Genomic DNA, 16,357 nt, shown 5'->3' with positions numbered 1-16,357 from the left:
GGCGATCCAACAGGTTTTGAGCAATCAAATCAGAACTACGGCCCAATGCATTGACCGTTGGCCATCAGCACCAGGTCAAAGGTCCTTTCCACGTCGATGCTCCTATTTGCAGGCACCTCTCCCCCGACTTTCCCTTTGCAACCCACTGATTTACCGGTTGTTATGCTATCTGGTAAACTTTTTTAACGCACCGTGCTCATGCCCACTGTTACCGATCCCATACCCGCCAGGTACACGCGCAGCCCGCAAGGGCACGCACTAGAGCGCGTCATAGTGGATTTGACATTCGAACACCTCAGACTGATAAGCCAATCCCGGTCAACACCATGCAACCCCTCTAAATCCCAGCTTTCACGCCTTACCCCGAAAACATCTCGCAGCTATTCTTTTTTCCAACGGCCCTGTTTTATCCATAAACATACGCACTTTTACCGGGTAAACGCGGCTATAGGCGCGCAGATTATCTAGCACGCGCGTTGGCAGGATCAGGAAAATTAGACCGGATTAACTATAAAGCCGAAGCGCCGCGACAAATCCAGCCCATCCACACCACCCGCACCGACACCCTGCCAGTCCTCCAGCGCCTGCCGCTTCAGCGCCGACAGGTCACCCTGCACATAGGTTTCGGTCAATCCCGGCATCGCATGATTCAGCAACTGCTCGGCAATCACATAGTTGACATTCAGATGCTGCCATCCGACCCGCGCCAGCTTGCGCAGGTCGTGGCTTGACCAGTCACCAGCGCTCAGAGCGGCAATCGCCAACGATGCCCCCGGCCCTGTCAGCGCGTGACCGTGACCACCTGGAAACAGATATACGCTCGGCTTGCTGGATTGCTGATCCTTGTACCAACGCAGCACAGCCACCACCGTAGGTGTCAGCGGCAGCTCAAGCCGCATTCGCGTCTTGGTCAGCTCAGCCGGAATGACCCACCAGCCAGTATCCAAGTCAAAATGGTCCCAGCGCGCCTGCCGCGTCTCGCCGATCCGCGTACCGTGACAGAGCATCAGCAGCGCCAACAGACAAGGCCCCGGCGACTTCAGCAGGCGCTGCGCCAGTAGATCCATCACCCAACCAACGTCACGCGGAAACAACCGTGCCCCCTTCGGCCGTATGCGGCCCAGCCCGAAATCGGTGAACCTGACGTCAGCCAGAGGATTGACGTTCAGCAACCCCAGACGCTTGGACGTGCGAAACGCCGCATTCAACACCCGATAGGCATTGCACACCGTGGCCGGGGCTACCAACGCTTGCATCGGTTGAATCAATAGCTGATCAAGTGTGGCCGTGTTCAACTGATCCACCGGCATACCCACCAGCCGTGGGAGAATCCAATTCTTGGCAAGCGACCGGCAACTGGCCTTGCGCGCCTTCGATACCGTGGCCGTGTTCAAATGTCGCTCCAGATACCACGACACCACGTCAGCCACCGTATACAGAGCGCGCAACCTGGCGTCAGGTTGAGCACCTCCAGCACGCAGTAACATCAGCGACGACATCCGCGCCTCCATCTCCTTGCAGCCACAGCGAGGCCAGTCAGCCACCTTCTGCCACTTGCCATCGTGCACCATGTACCACGCACCGCGCCGCCGATCCTTTAGAAAACGGAACCGCATATCCGGGTAGCGCTGGTCGCGCAGGTCGCGGACGTATTCATCCTTGGCCTCGGCCCGAATCGCTGCGTCACTGAAATCGATATATCGCGTCTCACCCATCATGGACCTCCGCAAAGAATGACCACCAGATCGATTTCGATCACCATGACGAAGCCGTCATCGACCACCACGACGAAGCCGACATCAACCACCACGGCGAAGCCGTCGATCAGCACGTAAAGCCACGCGCCGACATCACAGCCGCCACACACAGGACACTGTGCCAACCTTCCACCAGGCAGCACAGGCGACCGTCAAACTCACACCTCAACGCCTCTACTTGCTCAGCCGTCGCGCCTAACTTGACGTATTCACACAAGTGCTCCGCTCGCCATTCAGCCGTGCCCAGGTCTGGACACACTCGCATGACCATTGCGCACAGGTCTCCCAGATTGAAGAACTCGCGCAGTAGCTCGCGCACCCTGGCGTTAGCTTCAGCCTTACCCAGTGATTCGCCCCTACGCCCTACGAACAAGCGATCACCCCGCCCAGCACAGCAGAGCTGATAGCGCTTCAGAAGCACCACGAAAGGCGCGGTCAGCGGCAACGCCTCGCCACCGACCCACCAGGCACAAGCCTGTAAGTCGAAATCAGACCATTGCGCTCGCAGCAGTACCGGCACCGGCTGGCCGTAACCGAGTGCCATCAGGCCGAGCACCGCTGCCACCGAATCACCGTCGAATCCATCCAGAAGGTCCCCAACCACCGTCCTAGCCCATTCATAGCCAGCTGTCATACACACTCCCATAGTTCACGGCCCGCCAGTCGTCGTTGACGGAAAATCACCCTGGCATGGCGCAGCTTGATGCTTTTCACCAAGCCCTCGACCCCGCGAGCGGGGCCCCACTCGGGCTAAAAATCAAAGTCAATGATCTTTCGATCATTAGGCAGAGCAAGAGCAAGAGCGGGGGTGAGGGCTAAATCAGGAATCGGTGAATCGGTGAATCGGTGAATCGGTGAATCGGTGAATCAGTGAATCAGTGAATCAGGGCGTTTTCTAAAGATGGATTAACGCTATCTAACGGTGGATTAACGTGGACCTTCCGTTTCTTCCCCGTGACACAACCGTTCTTTTTGCGTTCATGGATAGTTAATTCACCATGCCTGTCCGGCAGCGCGCCGTCCTTTTCAGTCCCGTGTGGGCTCTGATGTTTGGCGAAGTTCAACACCTCAATGACTGCCCAACCGGCGACGATAAATCGCTCGATAAATCCCGCCTGCTCCAGCGCCGCAAGCCCCTGCTCAACTGAGTAGTCATCACAGGGAAACAGCTCCATCTTGATCCGCTTCGGACGGTCCTCGATGCGCCCCTCTCGGTCGGCAAGGCACCACAGACCGATGAAAAGTAGACGGTCAAAGGCGGCGAGTTCGGCCAACATCTCGTTCTTGAAGAAACCGGGCTTAATGTTGCGCGCACGCGCCATAGCTCAGTCCCTCCCGCCGCGACGACTGGAGCCATGCCAAATAACAGTGCTGTGCGGGTGCCACGAAGTGAAAAAACCTTCGCCGGTATGATGAAGTAAGTACCAGCCGCTATCGCGTCCTGGCTCATCACCGGGAGCGTGGAGTCGATGAATCTTTCCGTCAGGAACCATCTCACCAGTGAGCGGCAAGCAATGGTCCTGAAGCTCATTTTTGATACTCATGAGGGTCGCCCCCGAATGGTTTGTCGAAGGCCAGACCGAGTGCGACAATCAGCGTGCTTACCACTGCTTGGCGGGAGTGATTGGCACAGCCGGACGCGCCTATGTCCGGCTTTTTTATGCGACTGATTTAGTTGGGCGAACTATGTCCAGCAGTGCGCGAACCTCAGCAGTTGGCCATGCAAGGCGGCCACCAATGCGAACGCACTTCACCGGCCCATCATTGCGAACGGCCCAGTTACGCAGGGTTTGCTGTTTGCGGTTGAGAAAGTGCGCGGCTTCGGCCGTTGTCAGCGTTGGACGGTCGATTGCATCCAGAGTTTGAAAGGTGTCCATATGCTGCTCCCGATGGCTAGCCGGTTTGTCCGGCCCTCGGGTTCATCATTATCCGCACCAAAACATTCAGGTCCACAAGGTAGCGGACAAGTGCCCTGGGGTAGGTGTCCGCTACCTGTTTGACAAGTACCCTGGGCTATGGGTCGTTATGATTTGTTCTTCAAACTCTGCTTGATTCGCCTGCTTTGCCGCTGAAGAGTGGCTAAATTTTTGTCATCAGGACCTGCACTGGCTAACTTTTGCATCACTGCTTCGCCCTTGAAGATCCGATCGATCGACTTACCCTGCCAACTTCGATACGCCCGAAGCGCTTTCAGCAATTTCTCCCCGTCCTTAGAATAAATCAGCGTATCCATGAGCACCTGCATCGCTTTGCTGTCTTCCTGGTTAACAACCTCGCCGTCGAGCATTTGCTCACAGACCGACTCATACAACACAGATAAACCCTCGATTGACCGGAAGGGCATATAGTGCTCGTGTAGCTCTCCTTTACCCCTAAGTGGCAACTGCAACTCAACACCGTCAAAATTATCTTCCTGCCGTACCATCATCATGATGGTTTGTTCATTGTCAGTCATTGCACAGCCCTCAAGCGGTGGCCATCACTCATCGGTACTGGTAGCCGTGCCTGCTCCAACATCCACGTTTCGAACCGCTCATGATGAAGGCGCAGCAGGTCCAACGGGCGCACCTTGTAGTGTCGCTCCTGAGTAGCGCTTGGCTTGTGGCCTCCTATTTGAGCAATAACTCCAGACGGCAACTCCAGCCACTCAGACAGACTCACAAACGAGCGGCGCAGGTCATGCGGTGTGACCGACACACCGGCAACAGCACAGGCTCGGTCAAGCGCGTGGTTGGCTTCGGATATGCGCCCAGTCGTGCTGGCAGGGCTTGAGAACACCCATTGATTGCGCCGAGGCAGATCACTCAGTAGGCGTTCGACATAGGGCGTCATCGGAATTGTTCGAGTGCCGTCACGGCCTCCCTTGCTGGCATCCTTGTCGCGGATGGTCAGGCTGTGCCACTTCCAATCAATGTCCGACCACTTCAAGGCCAGCAGTTCGCCTGGGCGCGAACCAATCAGCAGCAGCGTTTGCAGGTAGGCACTGATAACGATGTTGTCGATGCCACGCACAGCAGCAAACCACGCTGGCAGTTGTTCCTTCAGCAGGCAGCCCTGCTTTGCCTCGGCACGCCCCAAACGATCTTTGGCGCGTTTGGTGATGGCCTGATCGCCAGCCACCACGGCCCGATACTTTGGCTCATCAGCGGCCCAGCGCAGGAATGCCTTGAGGCAACGCATGGCCAACCTTGCGCGAGTTGGCCTTGTTGCGCCTTCCTGTGCTGCCCAGCGCTCCAGTGCCTCGCCACTCAGCGCCGATAACGGCAACCCCATCAGAGAGTGCAGAGGACCGGCGACCGTTTCGCCGGCACCGCGCTTGCGCTTTTCGCCACCGGCTTTGGCCAGATTCACATGGTCTTGGTAATGAGCATCGCCCCAATGCGAACGGCGATCGGCAAGGTAGTCGGCCCAACCATCGGCCAGCGTGACAATCTCCAAGCGGGCCTGCTCAACCGCAGCAGCGGCAGCGGCCTCGTTGTCTTTCTTCAGTTGCCGGGGATCGCGGCCTTGATCCAGCTCGGCCTGGAACGTGCGAGCCACCTTCTCGGCATCGCCGATGCTCTTACCCGGCCAGTCACCAATGGTGATCCGAACAACCTTGCCCAGATAGCGGCCTTGCCAGATGAATGCCTTCTTGCCTGCAGTCACGCGGACAGCCAACCCTGCCTGATCGGCGCTCCAGTAGAAATCCTGACCACCGACAGCGGCTGGCGGCATCAGGTCATTGATACGCTTGACCGTCAGCCCGAATCGCTTTTTCTGCCCCATAACACCCCCAAATCTTTGTAAGCACTTTGTAAGCATCCGGCCAGGATAGATCGGTAAACAGATCAACAAAGGCGAATGGTAAAGCCCATAGATTACTGGACTTAAAGCCATATTCTATCAACGTTTCGGGATATTTTGGGATAGCCATTTGGCAGGACTCATAATCCTTTGGTCCACGGTTCAAGTCCGTGTGGGCCCACCAAACAAGAAAGCCGCGCAATGCGCGGCTTTTGCGTTTCTGAAGGGTCCGATTGAGCGGCGACGAACTTCAAGGACCATCGGCGGCTCATCTATTAAATACACGCTCCGACCTTTCGGGGCCTCCAATTGTCATTGACGGAATGGCTTGCACTGCCCGCAGCCGCTCCAACGTTGGCCCGGTGTACACAACCTCATACGTATCCGCCGCCCGTCCCCACTGCTCCACGATAACCATGCCGTCAACCAAGACCGCTGCCAATTCGGCAATGATCCCAGACAGTTCTTCCACGATGTCTTGAGTTCGCTGCCACACGCGATCCGTCAGCATTTTAAGCTCAGCCGTTATACGCTCGGATGAAGCCGGATCGGTCTCGGGGTAGAGGATATTGCGCAGCAGGTGCTGCAACTCCCGGATCTTTGCGTAATCCTGATGTGCGCCCTGCTCGCCTTTAAGGATGGCTGTCGCTTTCAACCTGTCGACGCGCTGCCCGGCTGATTTTTTTAAAGGCAGGGTCTGCGCCATCGCGCCAGCCAGGAGGACCATCATCCGGGCCTCCAGATGTTGCTTCATGGCGTCTATCGACGGAATGGACCGCACCAGGCTGATGGACGCCCCGCCTTGGTGCCGCAAGTCCATGGTCACCGTCAGGTTCACGCTGCCCGTGGCAAAACCCAAGGCACGGGCCACGACGTAGTGGCCCATTTCGTGATGTGCGATCTGCCAGGCGTGATCCCTTACAGCGGGCGGCAACTTCTTCGTCATGACCTGTCCCCTCGCGCCACGGCCTCAATTGAGCGTTCCTTTTCGATTTGTCATACATCACAGACCCAATGGGGGTCCAGGGTCAATCATCAAAACCCGAATCGAACCACCGTTCGCCAGATGTTCTCCAGCAGCCCCTTGGCACCTTCACAAACCTCTCCGCGATCCAGCGCCACGGAAAAATCAATGATAGGCAAGTGGACCCCGCCGTGTATGTCAGACACGACCTGAAATGGCGTTTCTTTTTTCCCTCCCAATTAGCGCCCACGAAAAAGCCGCGACATTGCGCGGCTTTTTCGTGGGAGGGTTCAGTCAGCTTGCCTGAATTGCCGAGTTATCGTTCTTCGCGGGCAAGCCTCGCTCCTACGGTTTGTGAGAATGGACACGTTATCTATGGCAATGCGTAGGCAATCACATAATCACCACGGTCCGGCGACTGACGTGCACCGCCAACGGTGAGCAGGATGTACTGCTTGCCCGTTTTCGGCGAGACATAGGTCATCGGACCGGACTGGCTTCCCACCGGCAACCGCGCCTTCCAGATTTCCTTGCCGTTGCCGGTATCGAAGGCGCGCAGGTAGAAGTCCTGGGTGCCGGCGAAGAACAGCAGGCCCGACTGGGTGGCGAGCGAGGCGCCCAGGGTCGGCATGCCGATCGGGATCGGCAGGTGCATGCGGATGCCCAGTGGGCCGGTGTCCTGTACGGTGCCGACCGGTACCTGCCACATCAGTTTGTGGGTCTTGAGGTCGATGGCGGACATGGTGCCGAACGGTGGTTTCTGGCACGGAATACCGACCGCCGAAAGGAAACGCTCACGCATGGCGCCGAACGGCGTGCCTTCCTGGGGTACCACGCCCATTTCGATGCCACTGGCCCCGGCTTTGATCTTGTCGCGCGGGATCATGTAGTTGGCCAGGCCCAGGCGCATGTCGTTGACGAACATGTAGTTCGTGTTCGGGTCGACCGAGACGCTGCCCCAGTTCATCCCGCCCAGCGAGCCCGGGAATTGCAGGGCGCGATCCATGCCTGGCGGGGTGTAGACGCCTTCATGACGCATGCCTTTGAACTGGATGCGGCACATCAACTGGTCAAACGGAGTGGCTCCCCACATGTCGGACTCGGTCAGGGTCTTGTTGCCGATTGACGGCATGTCCACCGAGAACGGCTGGGTCGGCGAGTAGCGTTCGCCAGGCACATTGCCCTGCGGCACTGGACGCTCTTCGACCCGCGCTATTGGCACGCCGGTTTCGCGGTTGAGCAGGAAAATCTCCCCCTGCTTGGTCACTTGCGCCAAGGCCGGCTGGGTGCCGCCCTTGTCGTCCGGCACGTCATACAACAGCGGCTGTGCAGGCAGGTCGAAGTCCCACAGATCGTTGTGGGTGGTCTGGAAGTGCCAGCGCACCTGACCGGTTTTCACATCGAGGGCAACGATGGACGAGTTCCATTTGTTGTCCATGTCGGTCCGCTGGCCGCCGAAGAAATCCGGTGTCGCGTTGCCGGTGGGCAGGTAGACAAGACCGAGCTTGGCGTCGTAGGACATCGCCGACCAGACGTTCGGCGTACCCCGGGTGTAGGTCTCGCCGGCCGGTGGGCGTTTGGTGGTGTTCGGGTTTCCCGGATCCCACGCCCACACCAACTCGCCGCTGCGCACGTCGTAGGCACGGACCACACCTGGCGGCTCGCCAGTGGAGTAATTATCGGCGACACGGCCACCGACGATCACCACCTCCCCTGCGACCAACGGGGTCGAGGTCTGCTGGTAGTAACCCGGTTTGACTTCACCCATGTCGGTGGTCAGGTCGACGGTGCCCTGGTTGCCGAACTCTTCGCACGGCTTGCCGGTTTCGGCATTGATGGCGATCAGGCGAGCATCGCCGGTCGGCAGGAACAGACGTTTCGTACAAGCGCTTGGCTGCTCGGCTACAGGCGCAGCGCCAGCATCGAAGTAACCCAGGCCACGGCAACGCTGCCAGTTGGGCGCGGTGCCTTGCGGGTCGAACTTCCAGCGCTGGGCGCCAGTGTCGGCGTCCAGGGCGAAAACCTTGCCGTACGCGGTGCAGGTGTAGACCGTGTCACCGATCTGCAACGGGGTGTTCTGATCTTCGGCACCGGCGCCGGTGCTTTGCGGGATATCGCCGGTGCGGAAGGTCCAGGCCACCTGCAATTTGTCGATGTTGCCTTTGTTGATCTGGTCCAGCGCGGCGAAGCGGTTGCCGGCGGTGGTATTGCCCCAGTGCGCCCAGTCTTTCTGTTCGGTACCTGGTACCACCGGCGTGACGGCCGGTTCAGTGGTGGCCTTGACCACCGGGGTCGGTACGAACATGTAGGCCAGCGTCGCGACGACACCGACACCCAGCAGCCCGGCCAGGCCATAGGCGCCTCGACCTGCGGTTGCGCCGGAAGCGCGCACCAGCGCCGGATAAATCAATGCGACGACCAGGCCGATGACGGCAAAGGTCAGCACGCGCGAGACCAATGGCCAATATTCGAGACCGGCATCCCACACGGCCCAAACGGCCGTGAGGATCAGCGCCAGACCATAAAGCCACGCCCCCAGCGGTCTACGCCGGGCAATCATCAGCCCCGAGACCAGCATCGCCAGGCCCATCAGCAGGAAATACCAGCTGCCACCGAGGGTGATCAGATACCCGCCGCCACCAGCCAAACCGAGTCCGATCAGTGCAATCAGGACACCCAGCCCCGTCAGCAGCCATTTGCTGCCGCCGGCAGCCCCAGAATTATTCATGTCGGATTTTTTCCCCATTTGTGACAAGGGCGGAATAATGTACTACCTAGTTACTTATGGCAATTTGTCGCAGGCACAAATGTCATGAACGGTATTGAGGCTAGTCCAGATATCCGTCGCGAGCGCTGCGCGGGATGTGCCTGTAACATGCCTGGACATTGATTCCATGCCGCTGGAGACCGCCCTTGCCTGACACTCGCCCGCCCGTTCTCGACGAAATCGACCGTCAGCTGATTGCCGCCCTGCAGATCAACGCCCGCGAGAGCGTGGCCATGCTCGCCCGGCAATTGGGCATCGCCCGGACCACCGTCACCTCGCGCCTGGCTCGGCTGGAAAAGGCCAAGGTCATTACCGGTTATGGCGTACGGCTTGGCCAGCGCGTGGTGGATGGTGGGTTGCAGGCGTATGTGGGGATTACCGTACAGCCTCGCTCCGGCAAGGAAGTGTTGCGGCGCTTGAGTGCGATGGGCCAGGTGCAGCAGCTGTGTGCGGTAAGTGGCGAATTTGATTATGTCGCTTGGTTGCGCAGCGATTCGCCAGAGCAGCTGGACCAACTGCTGGATCAGATTGGCAGTGTCGATGGGGTGGAGAAGACAACAACGTCGATCATCTTGAGCAGCAAGATCGATCGGGGGCAGCCGGTTTGAAAACTATCCAATGTGGGAGCAGCGGTGGACAGTATGCACAGAGCTATCGTCATATTGATCAGTAATCTGGCAAAACGACGACACTTTGCGTCTTATTAACGTGTTCTACGCTCTCTAGAATGGCTGGCATCTTTTCCTATACTCAGATGCGCACTCCGCGTCGGGTCGACAGCAAGGTCAGCCATGAACAAGAACAATCGCCATCCTGCAGACGGTAAAAAACCAGTCACCATTTTCGGTCCGGACTTTCCTTTCGCCTTTGACGACTGGATCGAACACCCGGCTGGCCTGGGCAGCATTCCCGAACACCATCACGGTGCCGAAGTGGCGATCGTCGGTGCCGGTATTGCCGGGCTGGTAGCCGCGTACGAACTGATGAAGCTCGGTCTCAAGCCGGTGGTCTATGAGGCCTCGAAGCTGGGTGGCCGCCTGCGCTCCCAAGCGTTCAATGGCACCGACGGCATCGTCGCGGAACTGGGCGGCATGCGTTTTCCAGTGTCATCCACTGCGTTCTATCACTACGTCGACAAGCTGAACCTTGAAACCAAACCCTTCCCCAACCCGCTGACACCAGCCTCAGGCAGTACTGTCATCGATCTGGAAGGCAAGACCCATTACGCACAGAAACTGGCGGATCTTCCTGCCCTGTTCCAGGAAGTCGCCGACGCCTGGGCCGACGCCCTGGAAGCGGGCTCGCAGTTCTCCGATATCCAGCAGGCCATCCGCGACCGCGACGTCCCGCGACTCAAGGAGCTGTGGAACACCCTCGTGCCACTGTGGGACGACCGCACTTTCTACGATTTCGTTGCCACCTCCAAAGCCTTCGCCAAACTGTCGTTCCATCACCGCGAAGTGTTCGGCCAGGTTGGTTTCGGTACCGGTGGCTGGGACTCTGACTTCCCCAACTCGATGCTGGAAATCTTCCGCGTGGTGATGACCAACTGCGACGATCACCAGCATCTGGTGGTCGGTGGTGTGGAACAAGTGCCACAGGGCATCTGGCGCCATGTCCCGGAGCGCTGCGTGCACTGGCCGCAGGGCACCAGCCTCAAGTCATTGCACAGCGGTGCGCCACGTTCCGGCGTGAAGAAAATCGCCCACGCGCCGGACGGCCGCTTTGCGGTCACCGACAACAACGGCGATACCCGCGAATACGCGGCGGTGCTGACCACCTGCCAGAGCTGGCTTTTGACCACCCAAATCGAATGCGATGAAACCCTGTTTTCGCAGAAGATGTGGATGGCCTTGGACCGCACCCGCTATATGCAGTCGTCGAAAACCTTCGTGATGGTCGACCGCCCGTTCTGGAAGGATAAAGACCCGGAAACCGGACGCGACCTGATGAGCATGACCCTCACCGATCGCCTGACCCGCGGCACCTACCTGTTCGATAACGGCGACGACAAGCCCGGGGTGATATGCCTGTCGTATTCGTGGATGAGCGACGCCTTGAAAATGCTCCCTCACCCGGTGGAAAAACGCGTCAAACTGGCGTTGGATGCTCTGAAGAAGATCTACCCGAAAGTGGACATCGCCGCGCGAATCATCGGCGATCCGATCACCGTGTCCTGGGAAGCCGACCCGCACTTCCTCGGTGCCTTCAAGGGCGCCCTGCCCGGCCACTATCGCTACAACCAGCGCATGTACGCGCACTTCATGCAGGACGACATGCCGGCCGAACAGCGCGGAATTTTCATCGCCGGCGACGACGTTTCATGGACGCCGGCCTGGGTTGAAGGTGCAGTGCAGACCTCGCTCAATGCGGTGTGGGGCATCATGAAACACTTCGGCGGTGCAACTCACGCCGAGAATCCGGGTCCAGGAGATGTGTTCAACGAGATCGGTCCGATCGCCCTGCCCGAGTAAGAGGAGTCCGAAATGCGCGTAGCCCTTTACCAATGTCCACCGTTGCCCCTGGATGTCGCCGGCAACCTTCAGCGCCTGCATCAGCTGGCACTGGAAGCAAAGGGCGCCGACTTGCTGGTATTGCCGGAGATGTTCCTGACCGGCTACAACATCGGCGTCGATGCCGTCAGTGTGTTGGCGGAAGTGTACAACGGTGAATCGGCGCAACAGATTGCGCGCATTGCCAAGGCCACCGGGATCGCCATCTTGTATGGCTATCCCGAACGCACCGGGGACGGACAGATCTACAACGCCGTGCAATTGATCGACGCCAATGGCGAGCGTCTGTGCAATTACCGCAAGACGCACCTGTTCGGTGACCTCGACCGATCGATGTTCAGCGCCGGCACGGACGACTTCCCGATCGTGGAACTCAACGGCTGGAAGCTCGGGTTCCTGATCTGCTACGACCTCGAGTTTCCGGAAAATACCCGGCGCCTGGCCCTGGCTGGCGCCGAGCTGATCCTGGTACCGACCGCCAACATGACCCCGTTCGACTTCATCGCTGATGTCACCGTACGTGCCCGGGCCTACGAAAATCAGTGCTACGTGGCTTATGCCAACTATTGCGGGCACGAAGGCGATATCCAGTACTGCGGCCAAAGCAGCGTCGCCGCACCGGACGGCAGCCGCATCGCCCAGGCGGGACTCGATGAAGCACTGATTGTCGGGGAGCTGGATCGTCAGTTGATGCTCGACTCGCGCGCCGCCAATCGCTACCTGAACGATCGCCGCCCCGAGCTTTACGGCGCGCTGAACAAGCGCTGAGCCACCGTTATCCGCTAGCATTGGCACTTCTCTGTTCTGGAAGTGCTCATGCCTGCGCTGAATCACCCTCGCCCCCACACTGAAACCCTGGCCAACGGCTTGCGGGTGACGCTGCGTCATGCCCCGGATTTGAAGCGCTGCGCGGGGGCGTTGCGAGTTGCCGCCGGCAGCCATGATGTGCCGTTGGCCTGGCCTGGACTGGCGCACTTTCTTGAACACCTGATGTTTCTCGGCACCGAGCGCTTTGCCGCCGATCGAGGGCTGATGGCTTTCGTCCAGCGCCATGGCGGCCAAGTGAATGCGCAAACCTGCGAGCGCACCACCGATTACTTTTTCGAGCTGCCTACCCAGGCGTTTGCCGAGGGTCTTGAGCGGCTGGCAGACATGCTCGCCCATCCCCGGATGGACCTGGACGACCAGCACCGGGAACGGGAAGTGCTCCACGCGGAATTCATCGCCTGGTCGCAAGATGCCGCGGCGCAACAGCAACTGGCCCTGCTGGACGGGCTTAGCGACGCGCATCCGTTGCGCGGTTTTCATGCCGGCAACCGCGACAGCCTGGCGGTGCCGCAACCTGAATTCCAGCAGGCCCTGCAGGATTATTACCAGCGTTATTACCAGACCGGACAAATGACCTTGAGCCTTGTCGGCCCCCAGAGCCTTGATGAGTTGAGGCTGCTGGCCGAAGCATTCGGCAACGTCATTGCCAAGGGCGAGAAGGTTGCGCAACAAGCGCCTACACCGCTGATGGCTGGGGCAGACAACCGTTATCAACAGACCGGCGAGCACCGGCTGGACCTGCTGTTTGCCCTTGATGCATTACCCGACTCATCGCCCGAAGCACTGGACTTTCTGTGCCATTGGCTGAATTGCGCGAAACCTGGTGGGCTGTTGGCCGAACTGCGCAAACAGGGCCGGGCCGAAAATCTCAAGGCACGCTCCTTGTATCAGTTCGCTGGACAAGCCCTGTTGCACATTGAGTTCACGCTGCCTGCCAATGCACCGGCGACCGGGATTGGCGAGCAATTGCAGGACTGGCTGGGCTTTTTCGCCCGACAGGATTGGCGCGGGTTACGCGAGGAATATGCGGCGTTGCGCAAGCGCCAGCAAGGTGTCAGCAGTGCCTTGCAACTGGCCCGACAGGACAGCGAAGAGCGCGAGACAGGGTTATCCGAAGTCGGAGTGACCGCCCTCAAGGCGATCCTGGAAATAATCGGTGCTGTGGATAACTTCACCGGCCCGTGGCAACTGCCCGCGCCCAATCCGTTCCTGCAAAGCGAAGCAGCAGCACCCAATGCCGGCTTGATTCGCGGACAAACCAGCGCCCACCGGGGCCTGCGTACCTTTGCCCAAGACCGCTCACGTAGCCGCCGCGAACGTTCGCCAATGCAATTCAGCCAGGCGCTGCCGGATAACACCGCGCAAGGCGCGGTGTATCTGCGCTGGTGCCTTGAGGCGGCCCCCGGCGCCAGCCTTCAATCGCGTCTGGAAGACAACCTGCAAGCGTTGCGCGAAGACGCAGGTCAGGCCGGCGTGGACTTTTCCTTCGGTGCATCGGGCAATCAATGGCTGTTGAAAATGACCGGCCTGCAAGCACCGATGCCCAGCATCCTCGAACACGCGTTAGGCCTGCTGACCCAACCTGAGGCAGCATTATCACAGCTATCACCAGCCCGCCCCGCGTTGATGCCGATTCGACAGCTACTCAAGGTGCTGCCCGATCACTGCCTTGAGCTTACGCCCGAATCGGACAACCTGGCGCAACTGTGGGCGAGTGCTCGCTGGACAGGCCTGGCGAGCGGTTTTTCTACCCAGACTCAAACGGCCATGGGGCTGGTGTTGAGCCGCGTGCCGGGTACTGCGGAGACGCAACAGGCACCCACACCGTCCATTCATGCGCAGCACTTGTGGAGCACTATAGAGACCGAGTCCAGCGAACACGCACTGTTGCTGTTCTGTCCGACCGCCACCCAGGAACTGGCCGACGAAGCCGCCTGGCGTCTGCTCGCCCATCTCTGTCAGACGCCCTTCTATCAGCGCCTGCGGGTAGAGTTGCAGTTGGGCTACGCAGTGTTCAGTGCCCTGCGCCAGATCCACGGGCAGACCGGGATGCTGTTAGGAGTGCAATCGCCGAACGTTGTCGCTGCAGAGCTCGTGCAGCACATCGAACAATTCCTCAGCGCATTGCCGGCGTTGGTGCAGGCACTCGACGAGAATGCCTTCATCGCCCAACGCCAAGCCCTGGCAGATCAGTTTTCCAGCGCCGCCCTGACGACAATCCAGGCCGCGGAAATGCTCTGGCAGGGCAAACTGGCGGGCCGCCCGTCGGATTATCTGATGCAGTTGCCCCAGGCCATTCTCCTGACCGATCGCGCCGCACTACTGGCCGCAGTTGAGCGATTGATCCAGGCCGACGGTGGCTGGCGCTGCCTGGCGAACACCCCTGCACCCGGCGCACCTTGGCAAGCGATAAAATGATCATTGCCTAGACTGTAAGGAGCTTTTTCAAAGTTTCATGGGCAATCCCTGTGAAATTTTGAGTAACATAGCAGCCTAACTATTTGGAACATCTCTAACCGGAGGTGGACTATACATATAGATAGCGCTGTCCAACCTTACCTGAAGGAGTTCAACTGATGGCCTGGACCAAACCAGCTTACACCGACCTGCGTATCGGCTTTGAAGTCACCATGTACTTCGCCAGCCGCTGATCTCTGCCCTGGCAGAAATGTAGTTCAACGCCTCGGTTTATCCCGAGGCGTTTTATTTTCAGCGTTGAAATGATGGAGCATCCATGTTCGTCCAGATCCTAGGTTCCGCCGCCGGCGGCGGTTTTCCTCAGTGGAACTGCAATTGCGAAAACTGCGCAGGTTTTCGCAATGGCAGCCTGCGGGCCAAGGCACGCACCCAATCGTCCATCGCGATTTCCGATAACGGCGTGAATTGGGTGCTGTGCAACACCTCCCCGGACATCCGTGCCCAGCTCCAGAGCTTCGCGCCCATGCAACCGGGGCGCGCACTGCGCGATACCGGGATCAGCGCGATCATCCTGATGGACAGCCAGATCGACCACACCACCGGCCTGCTCATGTTGCGCGAAGGTTGCCCGCACCAGGTCTGGTGCACCGACATGGTCCATGAGGACTTGAGTACCGGATTCCCGCTATTCAACATGCTGACCCACTGGAACGGCGGCCTGAGCTGGAACCGCATCGAACTCGACCAGAGCTTCAGCATCCCGGCCTGCCCGAACCTGCGCTTCACCCCGCTGCCACTGCGCAGCGCCGCGCCGCCCTACTCGCCGCATCGCTTCGACCCGCATCCAGGCGACAATATCGGCCTGATCGTCGAAGACCTCAATACCGGTGGCAAGCTGTTCTATGCGCCGGGGCTGGGCAAGGTCGATGCGCCACTGCTGGAAATCATGGCTGCCAGCGACTGCCTGTTGGTGGACGGCACGCTGTGGGACGACGACGAAATGCAGCGCCGTGGTGTCGGCACCCGCACCGGCCGGGAGATGGGCCACCTGGCGCAGAATGGGCCTGGCGGCATGCTTGAAGTGCTGGAGCAACTGCCCAAACAGCGCAAGGTGCTTATCCACATCAACAACACAAACCCGATTCTCGACGAAGATTCGCCGCAGCGGGCGGAGCTGGAACGGCGCCAGGTTGAAGTGGCGTATGACGGCATGAGTATTGTGCTGTAACGGAGGGCCCCTTCGCGAGCAGGCTCGCTCCCACAGGGGGAAGGCGATCTACTGTGGGAGCGAGCCTGCTCGCGAAGAGGCCGGTAATAACGCCTC

Annotated in this window: 14 protein-coding genes and 1 tRNA gene; 7 read left to right on the top strand and 8 right to left on the bottom strand. The window is 59.3% G+C overall.

The window, feature by feature from the left end; translation table 11 throughout:
• Positions 1 to 494: 494 nt before the first annotated feature.
• From PSUM_RS19560 to PSUM_RS19535, 6 genes are all read right to left on the bottom strand, one after another.
• Positions 495 to 1,718 (bottom strand): tyrosine-type recombinase/integrase, encoded by a 1,224-nt coding sequence (locus tag PSUM_RS19560; protein WP_083349819.1) that lies wholly within the window; start codon positions 1,716 to 1,718, stop codon positions 495 to 497.
• A 106-nt stretch (positions 1,719 to 1,824) separates the two neighbouring features.
• Positions 1,825 to 2,391, bottom strand: coding sequence for a hypothetical protein (locus tag PSUM_RS19555; protein WP_083349820.1), 567 nt, complete (start codon positions 2,389 to 2,391; stop codon positions 1,825 to 1,827).
• A gap of 241 nt (positions 2,392 to 2,632) precedes the next feature.
• On the bottom strand, positions 2,633 to 3,079 hold the full coding sequence (locus PSUM_RS31735; protein ID WP_083349821.1) for a hypothetical protein: 447 nt from the start codon (positions 3,077 to 3,079) through the stop codon (positions 2,633 to 2,635).
• Between the two features lie 336 nt (positions 3,080 to 3,415).
• Positions 3,416 to 3,634, bottom strand: coding sequence for a helix-turn-helix transcriptional regulator (locus tag PSUM_RS19545; protein WP_083349822.1), 219 nt, complete (start codon positions 3,632 to 3,634; stop codon positions 3,416 to 3,418).
• Positions 3,635 to 3,780: 146 nt separating this feature from the next.
• Positions 3,781 to 4,212 carry a hypothetical protein gene (locus PSUM_RS19540; protein WP_083349823.1) on the bottom strand — a complete coding sequence of 144 codons (432 nt, stop codon included), beginning with the start codon at positions 4,210 to 4,212 and terminating at the stop codon, positions 3,781 to 3,783.
• Positions 4,209 to 5,636, bottom strand: a complete 1,428-nt coding sequence (locus PSUM_RS19535) for a tyrosine-type recombinase/integrase (RefSeq protein WP_197677865.1) — start codon at positions 5,634 to 5,636, stop codon at positions 4,209 to 4,211. Before PSUM_RS19535 ends, PSUM_RS19540 begins: the two co-directional genes overlap by 4 nt.
• 16 nt (positions 5,637 to 5,652) lie before the next feature.
• Here PSUM_RS19535 and PSUM_RS19530 point away from each other — a divergent pair.
• Positions 5,653 to 5,727 (top strand) — tRNA-Leu (locus tag PSUM_RS19530).
• Positions 5,728 to 5,811: 84 nt separating this feature from the next.
• Here PSUM_RS19530 and PSUM_RS19525 read toward each other — a convergent pair.
• The gene (locus PSUM_RS19525) at positions 5,812 to 6,489 is read right to left on the bottom strand and encodes a zinc metalloprotease (protein ID WP_042955514.1); all 678 of its coding nucleotides are present in this window, start codon (positions 6,487 to 6,489) and stop codon (positions 5,812 to 5,814) included.
• 391 nt (positions 6,490 to 6,880) lie between these two features.
• On the bottom strand, positions 6,881 to 9,235 hold the full coding sequence (locus PSUM_RS19520; RefSeq protein WP_020798841.1) for a glucose/quinate/shikimate family membrane-bound PQQ-dependent dehydrogenase: 2,355 nt from the start codon (positions 9,233 to 9,235) through the stop codon (positions 6,881 to 6,883).
• 185 nt (positions 9,236 to 9,420) lie between these two features.
• Here PSUM_RS19520 and PSUM_RS19515 point away from each other — a divergent pair, with 185 nt between their 5' ends.
• The 6 genes from PSUM_RS19515 (at position 9,421) to pqqB (ending at position 16,261) form a co-directional block, all read left to right on the top strand.
• Positions 9,421 to 9,882, top strand: a complete 462-nt coding sequence (locus PSUM_RS19515; protein ID WP_008061529.1) for an Lrp/AsnC family transcriptional regulator — start codon at positions 9,421 to 9,423, stop codon at positions 9,880 to 9,882.
• A 183-nt stretch (positions 9,883 to 10,065) separates the two neighbouring features.
• On the top strand, positions 10,066 to 11,748 hold the full coding sequence (locus tag PSUM_RS19510; RefSeq protein WP_020798843.1) for a flavin monoamine oxidase family protein: 1,683 nt from the start codon (positions 10,066 to 10,068) through the stop codon (positions 11,746 to 11,748).
• 12 nt (positions 11,749 to 11,760) lie between these two features.
• Entirely contained in the window at positions 11,761 to 12,555 is a 795-nt protein-coding gene (locus PSUM_RS19505) for a carbon-nitrogen hydrolase family protein (protein WP_083349825.1), read from the top strand.
• 48 nt (positions 12,556 to 12,603) lie between these two features.
• Positions 12,604 to 15,033, top strand: a complete 2,430-nt coding sequence (gene pqqF / locus PSUM_RS19500) for a pyrroloquinoline quinone biosynthesis protein PqqF (RefSeq protein WP_083349826.1) — start codon at positions 12,604 to 12,606, stop codon at positions 15,031 to 15,033.
• A 158-nt stretch (positions 15,034 to 15,191) separates the two neighbouring features.
• Positions 15,192 to 15,266: a pyrroloquinoline quinone precursor peptide PqqA gene (pqqA, locus tag PSUM_RS19495; protein ID WP_003444522.1), complete on the top strand. Its 75-nt coding sequence runs from the start codon at positions 15,192 to 15,194 to the stop codon at positions 15,264 to 15,266.
• An 83-nt stretch (positions 15,267 to 15,349) separates the two neighbouring features.
• Complete coding sequence (gene pqqB, locus PSUM_RS19490) at positions 15,350 to 16,261, top strand: pyrroloquinoline quinone biosynthesis protein PqqB (protein ID WP_020798846.1); 912 nt, start codon at positions 15,350 to 15,352, stop codon at positions 16,259 to 16,261.
• The last annotated feature ends 96 nt before the right edge of the window (positions 16,262 to 16,357 follow it).

This window comes from Pseudomonas umsongensis (assembly GCF_002236105.1).
GTDB lineage: Bacteria > Pseudomonadota > Gammaproteobacteria > Pseudomonadales > Pseudomonadaceae > Aquipseudomonas > Aquipseudomonas umsongensis.
The sequence above is the reverse complement of the archived record's forward strand: the minus strand, read 5'-3'. Positions and strand labels throughout refer to the sequence as shown.

What these genes read in the sequence shown, in the direction of transcription:
- PSUM_RS19510 (WP_020798843.1), top strand. Translation starts at nt 10,066, where the DNA reads ATGAACAAGAACAATCGCCATCCTGCAGACGGTAAAAAACCAGTCACC.
- PSUM_RS19505 (WP_083349825.1), top strand. Translation starts at nt 11,761, where the DNA reads ATGCGCGTAGCCCTTTACCAATGTCCACCGTTGCCCCTGGATGTCGCC.
- pqqF (WP_083349826.1), top strand. Translation starts at nt 12,604, where the DNA reads ATGCCTGCGCTGAATCACCCTCGCCCCCACACTGAAACCCTGGCCAAC.
- pqqB (WP_020798846.1), top strand. Translation starts at nt 15,350, where the DNA reads ATGTTCGTCCAGATCCTAGGTTCCGCCGCCGGCGGCGGTTTTCCTCAG.
- PSUM_RS19535 (WP_197677865.1), bottom strand. Translation starts at nt 5,636, where the DNA reads ATGGCTTTAAGTCCAGTAATCTATGGGCTTTACCATTCGCCTTTGTTG.
- PSUM_RS19560 (WP_083349819.1), bottom strand. Translation starts at nt 1,718, where the DNA reads ATGATGGGTGAGACGCGATATATCGATTTCAGTGACGCAGCGATTCGG.
- PSUM_RS19525 (WP_042955514.1), bottom strand. Translation starts at nt 6,489, where the DNA reads ATGACGAAGAAGTTGCCGCCCGCTGTAAGGGATCACGCCTGGCAGATC.
- PSUM_RS31735 (WP_083349821.1), bottom strand. Translation starts at nt 3,079, where the DNA reads ATGGCGCGTGCGCGCAACATTAAGCCCGGTTTCTTCAAGAACGAGATG.
- PSUM_RS19555 (WP_083349820.1), bottom strand. Translation starts at nt 2,391, where the DNA reads ATGACAGCTGGCTATGAATGGGCTAGGACGGTGGTTGGGGACCTTCTG.
- PSUM_RS19540 (WP_083349823.1), bottom strand. Translation starts at nt 4,212, where the DNA reads ATGACTGACAATGAACAAACCATCATGATGATGGTACGGCAGGAAGAT.
- PSUM_RS19545 (WP_083349822.1), bottom strand. Translation starts at nt 3,634, where the DNA reads ATGGACACCTTTCAAACTCTGGATGCAATCGACCGTCCAACGCTGACA.
- PSUM_RS19520 (WP_020798841.1), bottom strand. Translation starts at nt 9,235, where the DNA reads ATGAATAATTCTGGGGCTGCCGGCGGCAGCAAATGGCTGCTGACGGGG.